The organism is Paenibacillus sp. lzh-N1 (genome assembly GCF_002872435.1).
In the GTDB taxonomy this organism is placed as follows: Bacteria; Bacillota; Bacilli; order Paenibacillales; family Paenibacillaceae; genus Paenibacillus; species Paenibacillus polymyxa_C.
Genome location: NZ_CP025696.1, coordinates 2,245,618 through 2,261,424, shown reverse-complemented (window position 1 = coordinate 2,261,424; position 15,807 = coordinate 2,245,618). Strand labels below are relative to the sequence as shown.

The 15,807-nt window shown below is 45.0% G+C and carries 11 protein-coding genes; 2 read left to right on the top strand and 9 right to left on the bottom strand.

All coding sequences use genetic code 11. The annotated features are described in order from the left end of the window. Positions 1-8: 8 nt before the first annotated feature. From flgM to C0638_RS10220, 9 genes are all read right to left on the bottom strand, one after another. The gene (gene flgM / locus C0638_RS10265) at positions 9-284 is read right to left on the bottom strand and encodes a flagellar biosynthesis anti-sigma factor FlgM (protein WP_013373392.1); all 276 of its coding nucleotides are present in this window, start codon (positions 282-284) and stop codon (positions 9-11) included. A 195-nt stretch (positions 285-479) separates the two neighbouring features. Then, entirely contained in the window at positions 480-890 is a 411-nt protein-coding gene (locus C0638_RS10260) for a TIGR03826 family flagellar region protein (RefSeq protein ID WP_040102724.1), read from the bottom strand. Positions 891-1,626: 736 nt separating this feature from the next. Further along, positions 1,627-2,097, bottom strand: coding sequence for a LysM peptidoglycan-binding domain-containing protein (locus C0638_RS10250; protein WP_058710891.1), 471 nt, complete (start codon positions 2,095-2,097; stop codon positions 1,627-1,629). A gap of 383 nt (positions 2,098-2,480) precedes the next feature. Beyond that, complete coding sequence (locus tag C0638_RS10245; protein ID WP_233902305.1) at positions 2,481-3,308, bottom strand: ComFC family protein; 828 nt, start codon at positions 3,306-3,308, stop codon at positions 2,481-2,483. A 96-nt stretch (positions 3,309-3,404) separates the two neighbouring features. Beyond that, positions 3,405-5,513 carry an ATP-dependent helicase ComFA gene (locus C0638_RS10240; protein ID WP_058710889.1) on the bottom strand — a complete coding sequence of 703 codons (2,109 nt, stop codon included), beginning with the start codon at positions 5,511-5,513 and terminating at the stop codon, positions 3,405-3,407. Positions 5,514-5,711: 198 nt separating this feature from the next. After that, positions 5,712-6,152, bottom strand: coding sequence for a hypothetical protein (locus tag C0638_RS10235; protein ID WP_058710888.1), 441 nt, complete (start codon positions 6,150-6,152; stop codon positions 5,712-5,714). A gap of 167 nt (positions 6,153-6,319) precedes the next feature. Then, on the bottom strand, positions 6,320-7,042 hold the full coding sequence (locus tag C0638_RS10230) for a response regulator (protein ID WP_013373401.1): 723 nt from the start codon (positions 7,040-7,042) through the stop codon (positions 6,320-6,322). A 4-nt stretch (positions 7,043-7,046) separates the two neighbouring features. Beyond that, a complete protein-coding gene (locus C0638_RS10225; RefSeq protein ID WP_013373402.1) occupies positions 7,047-8,207 on the bottom strand; it encodes a sensor histidine kinase in 1,161 nt (386 codons plus the stop codon). 47 nt (positions 8,208-8,254) lie between these two features. After that, on the bottom strand, positions 8,255-10,972 hold the full coding sequence (locus tag C0638_RS10220; protein WP_058710919.1) for a stalk domain-containing protein: 2,718 nt from the start codon (positions 10,970-10,972) through the stop codon (positions 8,255-8,257). A 267-nt stretch (positions 10,973-11,239) separates the two neighbouring features. Here C0638_RS10220 and C0638_RS10215 point away from each other — a divergent pair, with 267 nt between their 5' ends. Together C0638_RS10215 and C0638_RS10210 are read left to right on the top strand one after the other, a co-directional pair. Further along, positions 11,240-12,649 carry an efflux RND transporter periplasmic adaptor subunit gene (locus C0638_RS10215; protein ID WP_058710887.1) on the top strand — a complete coding sequence of 470 codons (1,410 nt, stop codon included), beginning with the start codon at positions 11,240-11,242 and terminating at the stop codon, positions 12,647-12,649. Then, entirely contained in the window at positions 12,646-15,762 is a 3,117-nt protein-coding gene (locus tag C0638_RS10210) for an efflux RND transporter permease subunit (RefSeq protein WP_058710886.1), read from the top strand. The genes C0638_RS10215 and C0638_RS10210 overlap by 4 nt, the downstream gene beginning before the upstream one ends. Positions 15,763-15,807: the final 45 nt, after the last annotated feature.

The window sequence follows — 15,807 nt, the reverse complement described above, 5'->3', positions numbered from 1 at the left end:
TCCTTCACCTAGCTTTCGGAAGACTGCTTAAAGAAAGGTAACAGCTTCTCTGCAATTTTATCGGCATCCACACGATAGGTTCCAGATGCTACTTGCTGCTTAAGCTCCTGAATTTTCTTAACGCGGTCTGCATCACTGCTGCGGTTCAGCATTTCCATTGCTTCTGGAGAAATGGAAACCTCGTCCTTACGGCGGGATTTCTTTTGCTCCTCCTGACGTCCTGTTTCAATATTTCGTTGATATGGATTAATAGCTCCGATGCGGTTGGTCTCGTTAATTTTCATAACTTCCACCTTCCTTAGTTATTTGATATGGTCAGAATGTATCAGACGACATAGCGTCGAACATGGTTCGTATTATGCCTTACTTCTTTATTTTGTGCATGGTTGCTAAAATAAAAAAACCGATAAGCTCTATAAAGATTATCGGCGGTATTTGAAACTTTTTGAATAGCTGAATGCGTATTTAATTCCCCTGTACTAGTTTCCACGAAGTTTATCCATCGCGCTGTAGGTACCTGAGCCCATATTATTACTTTGATCCTGATTACTACTTTCGCGTATGGCCTGATTCAGGTCTTTAGTCAGACGTGTTCGACAAGAATCGCACATATGCCCATCACGAATCGGTATCCCGCATACCTCGCAAGGATACGTCATATTGGGCGCATTAGCAATGGAAATACGTCCCTCACGTATAAATGTCGTGATTTGTTTAACAGAGACGCCTGTAGCCTCCGAAAGCTCATGCATATGAATACCTTTATTTTCACGTATATGTTTGACACAGTGCTCGTATTCAACCTCAATTTCTTTAATACAGTTCTGGCAAATCCCTCTAACATTCTTAACAAACAACTTTCCACAGCGAGGACAGTTATCCAAATTCATCCTCTGTAGCGCCCCTTTCCAAGTTCCGGTCTTTAATTACTATTATCCTTACATTAACTTATAGTGAAGAGCCTCGTCTAGCAAATATTCCGAATTTTTTTTTAGTTTTAACACAATTCTACATTTCGTTCGTTATCATAGTAAAAGTTATAAGAAAGGAAGATTAAACGGGTAAAATCTTTCCCATCTCTATGTACATTAATATGCAACAACATAAAGTGTAGAGGCAAATAAGTCCTTCTAATCCAGCCTATTACATGTGAGTATTTATCGTCAAACATCCCTCCGTACTTTAGATAAAAAAATAAAATAAGCGCCATTCCAGTTCTTCTCGGGAATAGCGCTTCATTATCATTAAATAGCTATATATGAATATGGTTAAAATGTAGAAATAAAATGAGGGAAAAACCGGGCGAAACAATCCTCAGAAGAATTCATGTTCACCTGTGCCCCGATGCATCAAGAAAATGCTATAAATCCGGGGGATCGGCGTCCATACGAATGCTCCGCACATGGAGTGTGGGTATTCATAAATCTCATACACCTAACATCAATTCAACCTATAACCTATCTGAAATTAAGCTAGATGTACCATCGGAAATTTGCAGCCCAAAAAAACAAGCGATTTTACAAATAATTATTCAAAAAAGCATTGTTTTAATAGAGGCCTTCCCGTATACTATAGTCAAACGCTTGGTTTAATAAATATATTTTATAAAACAATTTATAATGTTAATTATTTAGTTGTATTTGTTTGTGGTACTTGCAGTTCTTGACCAACTTTAATCAAGTTGTTGATTTTTACCAATTGTTCAACAGTTACACCGTATTTTTCAGCAATAGAAGCCAATGTGTCGCCTTCTTGAACATTTACAGTGATTGTTTTTACAGTTGTTGCTGGTGTTTCAGTTGTAGTTGCTGCTGGTTTTGTAGTTGTTGTTTGGTTGCTGTTCTCTGTTGTCGATTGAGCAGGTGTTGTAGTTGCTGCATTTTCAGTAGTTCCAGTTCCATAAACTTTTGCTTCAAATGCTTTTTGTGCTGCTTCTTGTTGTTGAATGATCAGTTGTTCTTCAGCTTGATCTTTGATGTAATCTGAACCGGATTTTGCCATTACTTGACCTGTTGCAAGTGGACTCAACAAAGATACTGCACCTAAGCTAACAGCCAGCATGCTAGAAACTGCTACTTTTTTCATTACGTTTTTCATGATTTTATTCTCTCCTCTTTTTAGCTTTAAATTTTAATTAACTGCTTTACTACTGAGCGAGACACTCCCAATGTCCGCTCTTTTGTCGTTAGCTAATCACTTATTACCAATCATGTTAGCTATCAACAGAAAGAAATTGTACTCCTCTTTTCCAAAAAAATCAACCTCTAAATTGAAATATTCTGATTTCATCCCTCACTTCCTAACTTTTTGTTCGTGTCTATATTTTTATTATATATCTCTCTCTAGCTTGTTGTCAAATTCTGCTGATTGTACGGATTAAAAGGCTTATGCTCTATCATTTAATCCCTCTTTCAAAAGAATTATAACCTTTTTTTCATAGTTTCAAGCACAAAATTATGGAATATAATAGAAATTCAGACTCATGATCTCGCTAAGGTTAGACAAAAGATAGCCAAATGTACTCCTTGTTCTAATGCCTTTTCTCTCAAAACACGTGCACACGCCTGCAATGTACTCCCCGTTGTATAAATATCATCTACAAGCAAAATTGTAACGGAATGCATATGCTCCATAGCACGTTGAGATCCAGCTTTTAAAATAAAAGAATCCATCAAATTCACCATATTGGGGATAACGGAAAATGCATTATTCATTGTATTCATGCGTTCATTTTTTGATTTAAAGCTTTGTTTGCCTGTATCTTGTGGGCGAACAAGCAAAGAAAGGAAGGGGAGCTTATTTTGCTTAGCAATCTTTTCCGCCAAAATTTGGGCCTGATTGAAACCTCGCTCCGTCAACCTCTTTTCACTTACCGGGACACAGGTCACTATATCTACATCCCACAAAGATCGCTTGAAACGAGTACAATTATGACCCGCAAACTCATGTCTCATCGCCTGATAGGCTCGGTTCAAGATCTCGCCCAGCAGGGGACCAAACTTTTCATTGCCACGATATTTGAACTGCCCAATCCATTCTCTCGCCATCGGCGTATAGCTGATCGCACTCCGATTGCATATATAGTAACGCGCTAATCGGTCGGGCCTGACGCAATCCGGACAAAACGTCGGACGTCCACAATGTACACAACGAATGTTGTAAATCCAAGGAATTTGAATCGAACAATGAGTACAAAGCCCAGTAAATTCGGAAAAATGACCTGCGAGCTTGCCACAAGCAACACATGTTTGCGACTGACGATGGAATAACCAATTCAAAAACAGACGGGTTCTTGGAATCATCCCCATACCAAAATGCACCTTTCCTGGTAGTTTACGTACCAACATTGTTTCAGGTTTCACATTTCCAAAATTTTTTTTTTATTTAATGCATTTAGTGCTTCGTCAATTCAGATATCCTTTTTTCCGAGCCAGTGCATTCATGCGTTTAATCTGCTTAATCGCTCTCTTTTGACCGCTAGTCCATTGAGGGGATATAAAAATAACACTACCAGATGGATCATCCTTAGATCTTCCCGCGCGACCAGCCATTTGGACAAGGGATGCTTCATCAAAAAGACTGCTGTCCGCGTCTAATATATACACATCACTTCGTGGAACAGTCACACCCCGCTCCAAAATAGTGGTTGTGACCAGCACACGTATTTCAGTAGCTCGAAACAAACGCACCTTAGCGGTTCGTTCTTCATCCTGCGATGATGTGCCGGCAATAGGTATATCAGAAAATTGTCTCATCAGCAGTTCCACAAGACCTTGAATATATGAGATTCGTGTCACAAATAGAAAGACCTGCGCCCCTCGTTGAATGGATATGTATAGGCGCTGAATAAATGAAGCAGGAAGCTGGTCTTTTTGCAGCCAATGATGCACTGGAGCAGTCCCCAAACGAATGGGGACAGGTAGGGGATGACGATGAAAACGAACGGGAACCTTGGCATGTGGCAGTTGACCACGTGCAGCCTCTTTCTGCAAAGGACGCGGTGGCGTCGCAGACAAATAAATAAATTTCCCTTCCTGCTTGCATACTGCTTGGGCAGCAAAGGCAAGCATTGGATCATTGTGATAAGGAAATGCATCAATCTCGTCAATTACAACCAAATCAAAGGCCTGGCGATAACGCAACAGCTGATGTGTTGTTGCTAGTGTCAGTTGTCCCCTTTGCCACCGTTCTGCACTCCCTCCATAAAGTGTCACCATACTAACTTGAGGAAAGGCAACTGCCAAGCGAGGTGCCAACTCCAATACCACATCTCGGCGTGGTGTTGCTACAAGCGCTGTCCCTCCGCGCTCCAACACATGCTGTAAAAGCGGAAACATCATTTCCGTCTTGCCTGCGCCAGTCACGGCCCAGAGCAGAAAACGTTCGACCGCAGAATCAGGTAATTGCCGGCCAGCAATCCCCCAAGCACACTCGCCAGATTTGGGCGAGGACTGCTTGTAGCCGGCAAGAGTGCTGCCATGCGCAGCGGCAGCACCTAATTCCTGGCGCACACGCATGCTGCGCCGGAATAACTCGCGCGCTCGTTGCCATTGGCCTTCCGGGCGGGAGCATTTCCGCACCCTGCGGGGTGGTGCAGCCAAAAAGCGCAGCGCTACTTCGGCGGCAGCACGTTGTGCAGGACTCAGCCCCCAGCGGTCGAGATTCGCCGCCGGCGCTACCTCTGCCGCGCGCGGCATGGCAGGTTTCTCTGTACCGCGCAGCAGCAGCGAGCACTCACGGCTGCGCCCAAGCGTGAGACATGTCTCGCAGTAGGCGCACGCCTTACAGCCGCACGACGCGCAGCTTGTGCGGTGCACCTTTCCGCTGCCACAACGGTTGCAGCGGAGTTCATGCCTACGCGCGGCAGACCAGCGCGCAAGTGGTGCTGGAGCCAGACCAGCAGCAAAGCTGAGTCGGCCTTGCAGATATGCAAGTTGCGCAGCTGAACGCCAAGTAGGCTCCAAATCCGGGGCTGCCTCTGCTAGCAGTGCTTCAGCTTCAGGTACGAGCAACTGGCGTCCTGCCAACAAATGAGTCAGCTCGTTCGCTTGTCCTGTTAAACCTTCCATATCCAATCCATCTACTCCCGTAGCGAGCTTCCTGTTTTGAATAGAACGTACAGTTCCCATTGTTTCCCGTCCCTCATTCCCATGTTTAGTGCGAGAAACCCACCCTTGTTGACGGTCCCAAATGCATATATTTTCTACTCCTCCAGATAAGATTCGTTCTCCATTAGAAGACTCAAGAACCAGTTCATTCTTTAGCTGTGAAAGAATATAAGCCCACCATTGCCGATCCCCCCACTGCTCCATTTCTGCTAATCCCTTAAATCTTCCACATAGGCTTACTCCCCAAGACAAGGGAAGCTCGTCTCCTAATAACACCCACCTTTCGACAGCATTCTCCTGGTCCTTAACTTGGCGCAACCACCATGTCATATCTACTCGAATATCCACAGATAATCGGAGATTCCATTTCCCTTTATACCTGACTGCATATACTGCAATTTTCATGTTCAATCTATCCTTTCATTCATTTTTCCTAGTGCTTATCACCCCAGAAAACAGCAAAAAAGCACACTTCCATGGCTGTTAGCCTGAAGTGTGCTTCACATCAAACAGATTTCAACGAAATCCCTACTGTCTTGCATATGCAACTGTCTATAAATATTTATATCTGATTTTAACCACGATGTCCACAGATCCCTGTCACTAAGGAACAAATGGGGCGCCCGCCAACGGGTTTGCTGTTCTAAGATCAATAACAACCTGTTTTTCACCGCCTGACTTCGGCAAAACCGGGTTCCCCGGTGAAAAACGACATGAGATGACTGAAACATCCATATGACTATAGCGCACCAGCCGGGTCAGAATCGGTAGCGTATCGTCTATAGATTCATCATCCAGTACCGTTACATGTAGCGGCCTCCGGTGTAGCCAGGCAAGGATACTCAATGAACGCATCACCCATTCCACACGATCTCCATCATTGGATGTAATCACAATGTAGCGAGTCGCACGATGATCCAGCGATGTCGTGTGTGCATCTTCGCCATTGTGATAAGCCTGAACCGCCTGTCGTATATACATGAGATGCACGACTGCAGCTCCCACACCATATATAAGCAATATCCAAACCAAGTGAGCCGTCACGAGGGTTCCACCTCCTCCTATAGCGACAATATATGCCGTATAACAGGAAGAGGTGTCACGGTTATGTACTGGACTTCCATACGAGCGGATATCTCGCTCTAAAAGAAAGGCGGTACAGCATTCATATCTAGGCAGCTGCATCGTCTAATGCATGAAAAGACTACACTTTACAGCGTAACCCATCCATATTTGATGGAGTTAATAACTGCTTGTGTACGGTCATCAACTTCCATTTTTTGCAAAATGCTACTAACATGGTTTTTGACTGTTTTCTCACTAATGAATAAATATTCACCAATCATCTTATTGCTCTTGCCTTCAGCCATTAGACGCAACACTTCTGCTTCACGGCGGGTCAGTGGATTATTTTCACCTGCGACAAACTTCACGCCTGCTTCCTTAGTATGGCCTTCCGCCATAGCCCCTGTTTCATTCAGGTAAGTCATCCGACGGAGCTGCTGAATAAGCTTACCCGTTACCTTCGGATGAATGAATGCATATCCTTCATGTACTGAACGAATAGCATTAATGAGGGATTCGGCCTCCATATCTTTTAACAGATAGCCATTGGCCCCCTTGCGCAACGTCTCGAATACATAGCTTTCATCATCATGAATGGATAAAATGATCACTTTGACGTCCGGAAACATCTCACGTAGTTTTTCAGTTGCCTCTACACCATTTTCAATTGGCATATTAATGTCCATCAGAACAATATCCGGTTTCTCTACGTTGCAGAATTCCAACACTTGAATGCCATCGCCACATTCTCCGATGACCTCAATGTCGTCCTCCATATTCAAAATACGTTTAAGTCCTTCACGGAACAACTGATGGTCGTCCGCTAAGAGAACTTTAATGGGTGCATTACTCATTTCCTGATTTTCCATGTTGTTACTCCTTTCCCTTTTCCACGTTGGTTGGGATATGAATCACTATCTTGGTGCCTTGATTCTCAGCTGATTCGATCTCCATTCTCCCCTCGAGCAGTTCAACCCTTTCCCGCATACCAATCAGACCAAAATGCCCATGGTCTTTGCTTTTTTGCTGAAAAAGCTCTGGCTTAAAGCCCAGACCATTATCCTGCACAACAATTTTTACAAGCTGTGCCTGGTAGGTAATCTCAACAAGCACATAGGTAGGGTAAGCATGCTTGGCAGCGTTAGTCAAAGCTTCCTGGATCAGACGGTAAATGGCTGCTTCCATCGCGGAAGAGAGACGGTGTTCCTTGCCCCTTGTTTCAAAAAGCGCTCTAATCTTTGTTTTTTCTTCAAAATCCTGCACATATTTCCGGAGCGTCGGAATAAGCCCCAGGTCATCCAGAGCCATGGGACGCAAGTTGAAAATGACCTTTCGCATTTCCTCAAGACTGGAGCGAACTTGTTTCTTCAAGTCTACTATTTCGTCCTGAACCATCTTAAATTCCTGCTTGGCGATCATTCTTTCCACAATTTCCGTCCTAAGCACTAGATGCGCAAGGAGTTGCGCAGGTCCATCGTGAATTTCACGGGATATGCGCTTACGCTCCTCTTCCTGAGCCAAAATAATTTTCAGACCAATAAACTGCCGATTTTTGGCCGATTCAATGATCCGCGTCACTTGTCCCAATTCACCCGATAAATATTCCAGCACGACCCCCATCTGCGAACCAATAGTTTCGGCCCGCTCGACAGAAGCCTCGACACTTTTGGCCCGCTTTTGAAGATCATCTCTTCTGGCTTTGAGATACATTTCCTTCTCGCGAAAAATCATCACATCGAGTTGAAGCTGTGTTGCCTTCTCATAAGCCTGCTTGATATCCTCTTCCGAGTAGCGGACGAAATCACGACTGACCTCAGTCAACCGAATTCGGGACCGCCGATAGTTCATTTCCAGCTGGTCCACTTTTTCGATCGTTTCTGCCGTTTCCTTCAATACGCTCTGGAGCTCTTGATTTAACGTGACCAGCTCGGTCCGGGCCGTGTCCAATATTTCGAACATCTGATATTTGCTGTTCTCCATCACCTGGATGGCATTTTTAATGACTCGGTCTATGATATCGGCTTGAAAGTCCACAAATGTTCTACTCCAATCCTAGCATTTCAAGTATATATCATACCATATCATGACTGGAGGGTGATGGTCTTCGTTTCTTGTTCCCATTTTACAGTCATTCCTAACTGTTCAGACACAAGTCTTAATGGGACTAAAGTCCTTCCTCCTAGTACAATAGGTGCAACTTCAGAGCTCTTACGCTTTCCGTTTAGAATCAGTTCTTTTTTTCCTACAGTCAAATCTATCAGCACACCACCGCGCATAATGGTGATCCGTTGATCGCCCGCATTCCATTTGGCTTGCCCGCCAAATGCGTCCAGCACATACTTGATTGGAACATACGTCGACCCATTGCGAGTCATCGGAGCTGCATCAATCGTTGTTGGCGTTCCATTTACCGTCATCGATTTTTGACCGATCGTCATCTGAGCTGTTCCCTTTTTAAGTCCTTCTGTGCCGACTGTTCCTGGTGTATTAAAAGAGATATTATCAAAAGCGACCTTACCTGTCTTAGCACGCTCATCCTGACCTTCGGCTACATTGACCACATAGAGACGTTTCAGCTTCGCCGGATACGAAATATTCAAACCGCTCATATCTGCGTTAATCGTTTTCCAGCCGTTCCAGTCGATCACTTTGGCAAGATCAATATATGCAGTTTTGCCTTGGGCATCTTCCAGCTCTGCACGCAGCCAGTTCAGACTCTTATCTCCTTTGACATCAATCGAGATGGATGTAGCTGCCTGCTCCAGCGTCTTGCCGGATGTGCCGTTTAATTGAGCGTAAGCATACATTTTACCACTGCCGTTCGTCATGTCGTAGCTTAGCTCCAGCACTTTGGAATTGGCATGGTCTCCATCCCCTTGTACAACAGCCGCTGTACCGGTAACACCTTCCGCATTTGAAGTAAAATCAACCGGATACGAAACATTTTCGAAGTTTTCCCAGTTATTTGTACTTGCCCCGCCAGCAGACAGGAAGACAACTGCACTGAAACCATCGTAGCGGCCAATGGCGTAGCCTGTTTTCAACCCCGCATCCACTGTATTTACCGTAAGCTGATTGTCCTTAACGCTTCCCTTAAAGCCGATGAACTCCCATTTGAGCGCATCTGATGTAATGCTGACACTCTGTCCATCTTTCGTCTTGGCCGTTATCGGTACTGCGATTTTTGCTCCTGCAGTAAGCGAGCCTGTCCCACTTCCTGCAGTAAGTGATGAAATTTCATCTGCCCCAAGCACGGTGACCTTGGTTGTCGCACTGGCTGAACCACTGGATGCTGTTAAGGTAGCAGTTCCCGGTTGGGCCCCCTTCACAACACCGCCGCTCACGGACACAACAGCAGGGTTGCTGGACTTCCACGTCACTTGTACTTTCGATGTATCAAACGGATTGTAGTAGTTGTCGTAGCCTTTGAAGGAGTAGCTTCCGGTCTGACCAATCAGCAGCGTTTTATTGCCCTTGATGGTAAAGCCTTTGAGCGTTCCTTTAGGAGCAGTGGTATATACTCCCACTCCATTTACGATGCTACGTTGCTCTGTACCATATTCTGTATTGAATGTAAGCCCCGCTGTCGTATCTCCCAAATCACGAGTGACCATAGTGGTAGAGCCGCCACCATCAAGGTTCATCCCCTTCCAGACACCGATATCTTTCATCAGTGTTTGCAGCTCGCTCAGGGATACACCAACGCTGTTCCCATTCTTCTCAACGGCAATGACATATGCGTATCGTTTGTCACGGGAATATCCCAAAGCCGTACGCGCACGTGTCCCGCCAATACTTGTTGTACTTCGGGAAAACGAAGTCTTCTGTCCGTCATTTACTAATATGGTATGTCCACCGATCATCATCTGAAGGTTGGAAGGATCTACTTCACTCCCTGTTGATTTGACACGAAGGTGATAGTTCGTTTCTACGGTCTGTCCCACAGTCAGATGCGCTTTGGCATATTCAGCTGCTTTACCGTGTGTACGTAAAATATAGCCATCCTGCGGAACAGTCATATTCAATGTAGCATTTTCGGAGACTTGCGTAACCACGCCATTTTGTACCAATATTTCTGTAGGCGTTGTCGAACTGTTTTTAGGTCGCTCAATCGCTTTCCAAGCAGATGTATAAATATACATAGCATTGGAGTGACTGTAGCTGCTCCCACTCGTCTCTGGCGAGTACGAAGCCTTGTTCATCCCTGCCAAGGAGAAGGAAGACCCATCCCCAGCTTTTACTGTACCTTCGAAAGTAAATTGCTCAACCATCGGCGAGCCATCCTTCGTAACAGCAAAGGCATACATCCCTGTTAAATCAGAGGGTGTAGACATCAGCACGCCCTTGGATACCTGTCCACCGATCGGTGCTCCCTCACTAGAGGTATTAAAATAATCCCCGTTCACTCCAGCAACCGCACCGGTCTCTTTTGCCATACCGCCTGTGCTCTGACGGGTCGTAAACTGTCCGTTCTTCCCTGTCATGACATCCAGCTTTACGTACGGATTTTGCAGGTCTACTCGAATGATATCAGCCAGCGCTGTTCCTTTAGACCCTTTAAAGCGATATTTCAATAATGTTGCGCCCGAAGTAATAATCTCTTCACCCAATTTTACCGTTGAACCGGAGGCAGCACTCGCGATTGGAGCAGATATCCAATTGTTTAACGGGATTAGAACCCCAGTTCCAGCAACCGGACCGACCCATAATACTCCTGCCAGCGTTAATACAGCCCATCTTTTAGCGATTCCTTTGCCATCTACTTTCACTTTGCTGTGTTTTCTATTACTTAAAAACATTTGGATAATAGCTCCCATCTTCTTTGTATTCAAACGGATTAACCCGCACATGTACTCTACCAATAAACAAAAAAATCCTCTTATGTTAATAGACTTATTATAAAGGCAAAAGTTCCGAAATCCCGCCAACTAATTCATAAAATCCAAAACAGTGAATTGACGAATACAATATTGGCGCACTATAATACACATGAACTTATGAGTTCAATTTAAACCAGTAAGTTTAAATAGAAACTTATGACCCTATTGGAAGGATGGATAATAATCATGAATAAACAACGGGCCATCATCATACTCACCTTATCACTGAGCCTCGCCATCGCTGGATGCTCTACCGGAAAAAAAGATGCTGCTTCAGGTTCATCCGCACAGCCGACCGTTGTGCGCACTACAGTCGTCAAAAACACACCACTCCATACCGCCTATGACTTGTCAGGTACCCTTCAGGCCTATGAGGAACGTACACTAGCCTTTCAAAACGGAGGTACCGTCGCTAGCGCTGAGATCACGACCGGTACTCTTGTCCAAAAAGGCACAATCATTGCCCGTCTAGATGACGCTGACTATAGGCTGCAGGTTGCACAGGCAACGGCCTCGATCCAAGAAGCTCTAGCCGGTATAGATAACGCACAGGCTAACCTACAGGCAGCTAACTCTGCGATTCAATCTGCCGATGCTGGTATTGCGAATGCTCGTGCAAATGTCAGCAAGGTCAACAAGGGTGCGCGCGCTCAGGAAAAACAGCAAGCTCAAACCACTGTCGATAAGGCACAAAGCGCCTATAACAAAGCCAAGGCGGATAGCGAGCGGACACAAAAGCTGTTTGAGGCGGGGGCAGCTACCGCGTCGGATAACGAGAACGCCCGCTTGAATACTACCACTGCTCTCCAAAATCTGGAGCAAGCGAAAGCTTCCTTATCTCTTTTGCTGGAAGGAGCCACAGCCGAAGAGCATCAATCTGTCCAAGCTTCCTTTCAGGATGCGATAGCAGGTAAAACTAAAGCTCTTGCAGCCAGCGAACAGGCTGAGGCTTCCCAAAAACAAGCGCGTGCCAACTACGAAAAAGCACTTGTTGCCAAGGACCAGGCAGAGCTGGCACTGTCACGCACCCGTTTAGCTTCTCCTGTGAACGGCGTAATCCTAGACAAAATCGTGAATACAGGTGATTTGGTCGCGTCGGGCCAAGCCGTCTATCGCATAGGCTCCATCGACCGTCTTAAAGTGCTCCTTCCCGTACCAGACAGTGAAATTAAGGATTGGAAAAAGGGACAACAGGTAAAGGTGGCGCTCTATGAAGAAACTCGTCAGGGTACGGTGTCCAACGTCTATCCTTCAACCAGCACCGATACAGGGAGGGTTAACGTAGAGATTGTCATTGCCAATCCACAGCGAGACTGGTTACCCGGCCAGGTCATCAAAGCTGCGCATCAGATGACAGACAAGAATGGTATTCTTGTGCCTGCTGAAGCAGTCATCAATACGGGAAGCAAGCCTTTTATTTTCAAAGATGTTCAAGGAAAAGCGGTTAGAACCCCTGTGGAGCTTGGCAATCAGGTTGTAGATAATCAATTGCAAATTGTATCCGGGCTTCGTGAAGGAGAACGTATTGTCATTAAAGGGGCAGAATCCCTATTTGATGGAAATGCGATTCAGTCGGAGGAAGGCGGACGTCCATGATTGAGTATATCGTAAAAAAACGAAAAATTACGTTGCTGTTTTTTGTCATGCTGATTGTAGTTGGAACTTTTGGTTTTTTTCAGTTACCACAGCAGGAAATGCCCGATGTGACCATACAGAATGCTACGGTCACAACCGTCTATCCCGGCGCTTCACCACAAAAAGTAGAACAAACCGTAACTAAAGAGCTGGAGAAACGCATCAAGGAGGTTGAAGGTGTTAAAACGATTACTTCGACTTCTGGGAACGGATTCTCCTCTATTTTAATCGAATCCAAAAATGGAATAGATCCTCAAACGGTTTGGGATAATATGCGTAAAAAAGTGCAGGATGCACAAGCTGATCTTCCTCAAGGCGCTGAAGTGCCTGTTATAAATGACAAGCTAACCAGCTCGTTTATCGGCTCTTATGCCCTGACCGCCGACTCATCTGCCCCACTGTATAAACTAAATGATTTGACCACCACCTGGAAAGATCAACTTAATACAATTTCCGGCGTATCCAGTGTCAAATTCAATGGTCTTCCCGATCAGGAAGTACGTATCCATATCGACAACCAAAAGCTTCAGCAATATCAATTGTCGTGGGGACAAGTGGCACAAGCGACCCAGTCTCAGATTGATCGGGTTCCTACTGGTAATATTGAATACAACGGACGAACCTATCAACTCGTTGTTCGTGAGACCGAAAAAGCTGACGAATTAAATCAGGTCATCTTGACACGTACAAAAGAAGGTAACCCTGTTTATTTAAGAGATATCGGCACAACTGAGCTGGCACATCCTGAGGCAGAATATTTCGCTTACGTAGAGGGTAAACCGGCCATTACACTAAGTATTGGAGCGGAAACAGGCACAGACATCCCTTCTATGAGCGCAAAGGTCAATAGCAAGCTCAAAGAGCTGGAGAAGACACTCCCTGCGGGTGTTCACTTACAGACTCTCTTTGCACAAAAGGATCAGGTAAGCCATATCTTTGACGACTTAAAGCGTGAAACGATTCTGGCCATTGCAGCGGTTATTCTTGTTTGTATGTTGGGCTTGAATTTACTCACCTCAGCTTTTGTCGCGCTGGCAATCCCTATTTCGGTTTCGATTGCCGTTATCTTTTTACCTATGTTCGGCATTACTCTAAATCAGATTTCCGTTGTCGGTCTGATCATTGTACTCGGCATACTCGTGGATGACGCTGTAGTGGTAAACGATAATATTGAGCGCAGACTTACGGAATTAGGAGAGCCACCCTCCGTTGCAGCTATAAAAGGTACCAAAGAGGTCATGCTATCTATTTTGATTGCAACATTGGCCACGATCTCTGCCTTTGCTCCATTGTTGTTTCTGCCCGGAAATGTAGGTGCCTTTATTAGACCCATTCCCACCATTGTTTCTCTGGCCATGTTAGCTTCTATGATCATGTCTCTCACGATCATCCCTATTTTTCGAGAGTGGTATGAGAAACGCAGACAGACTCGTCATCTTCAGAGGAAATCTAAACCAGTAGGCTTGCTCGGTCAGCAGATTCACTCTTTAAACAAGCTTTATTCACAAAAGCTGATGCCTAAAGTCATTCAGCGTCCCTTGCTGACGGCTATAGTTGGACTCATGCTTGGAACAGCCGCTTATGGATTAGTTCCCTTTACATCGGTTGAGCTTTTCCCTGAATCTGAAGATCCTCATGTTGCATTAAATGTAAAAATGCCTGTAGGCACTTCCATTGCGGAAACCGACCAGGTCGTTAAAGATCTTGCAGGCTGGATTAAGAAGCAACCCGAAACTTCCAAGGTCGTTTACAGTGCAGGTGGGACTGCCCCCCAACTGTTTAGTGACATTAATAGTGCGGGTGGAACTATCAGTTATAACGAAACCGTAGGTCAGATTGCTGTTGTCGGAAAAGAGAACGTATTCGATCTCAATTCGACAGTTGATGCTTGGGAACAACATGTTAAGAAATCCTACCCTGGCGTTACGGTTACCATGTATGTTCCCCGTCTTGGGATTCCAGTAGGTAAACCCGTTTCTATTCGTATCTCAGGTCAGGATCTGAATGAACTGCAAACCCTTGCCCAAAAAGCAAAGGAGCAGATCGCGACAGTTGAGGGCACAACGGGCATCGTAGATGACATAGGAATTGAACGATATGCCCTCGAGCTTGAGGTTAACAAACAAGCCATGGATCAGTATCTAGTAAGCTATACAGATTTGACTCGTACCCTTCTTCTGTTAAAAGAAGGAGCTCAAGTCAGTCAATTTGATACGGGAAGCAGTCTGGTAGATATCAAGATGTATTTGAATCACAGTAACGAGGAGCCAAGTAAGCTTTTCCAACAATTAAGTGTAGTGAATGCAGCTGGCAAGCAAATCCCATTAAACCAGCTTGTACAGATTAAACCGTCATTTGCTATTCAGCAAATCAAGCATTACAATATGGAGCGGACGATTACGGTCGAAGCTGACTTGAATGGAAGAACTGCAAGTGAAGCCATGGTAGATGTGGAAGGCAAACTGGCACAAATGAAGTTCCCTGAAGGCTATAAATGGGAGGTAGGCGGTGAAACATCCGATCAGTCCACCATATTCGGAGATTTAGGGAAGCTGGCGATTGTTGTAGTCTTACTCATTTTACTCTTGATCACGATGCAGTTTTATTCACTCTCCATTCCTATTATTATTATGACGACCGTGTACCTAGCAGCTGCCGGCGGGATTATTGGTATTTTTCTAACTGGTATGCCCATCGGTTTTATGAGTATCATGGGAATTATCGCACTTGCGGGTATTGTGGTACGGAACGGGATTGTCTTAATTGAATTTATCGAGGATGCAAGACATGAAGGAGTGGAGTTAAGGGAAGCCGTTATACAAGCCGCCGCTGCTCGCTTCAGACCGATTTTGTTGACTTCCCTGGCTGCCATTGTAGGTATGATTCCATTAGCACTATTAGGGAGCCTGCTCTTTAAGCCACTGGCGTTCACCGTCATTTTCGGTTTGTTATTTTCGGCCTTGTTAACTTTGTTTGTGGTGCCGTCCTTGTATATGATCATGGCCAAGTACAAGATGCACCGGCAATTCAAAAAACAGCAGCACACAGTTATTACACGTGACCAACCTTTGTAATGTATGAAGTATCGAATTCCGCATGCTGTCGAGTTGGTTCCTGGA

Coding starts and splice junctions, on each gene's coding strand:
- C0638_RS10210 (WP_058710886.1), top strand. CDS start 12,646: ATGATTGAGTATATCGTAAAAAAACGAAAAATTACGTTGCTGTTTTTT.
- C0638_RS10250 (WP_058710891.1), bottom strand. CDS start 2,097: ATGAAAAACGTAATGAAAAAAGTAGCAGTTTCTAGCATGCTGGCTGTT.
- C0638_RS10230 (WP_013373401.1), bottom strand. CDS start 7,042: ATGGAAAATCAGGAAATGAGTAATGCACCCATTAAAGTTCTCTTAGCG.
- C0638_RS10215 (WP_058710887.1), top strand. CDS start 11,240: ATGAATAAACAACGGGCCATCATCATACTCACCTTATCACTGAGCCTC.
- flgM (WP_013373392.1), bottom strand. CDS start 284: ATGAAAATTAACGAGACCAACCGCATCGGAGCTATTAATCCATATCAA.
- C0638_RS10240 (WP_058710889.1), bottom strand. CDS start 5,513: ATGAAAATTGCAGTATATGCAGTCAGGTATAAAGGGAAATGGAATCTC.
- C0638_RS10260 (WP_040102724.1), bottom strand. CDS start 890: ATGAATTTGGATAACTGTCCTCGCTGTGGAAAGTTGTTTGTTAAGAAT.
- C0638_RS10245 (WP_233902305.1), bottom strand. CDS start 3,308: ATGGGGATGATTCCAAGAACCCGTCTGTTTTTGAATTGGTTATTCCAT.
- C0638_RS10220 (WP_058710919.1), bottom strand. CDS start 10,972: ATGTTTTTAAGTAATAGAAAACACAGCAAAGTGAAAGTAGATGGCAAA.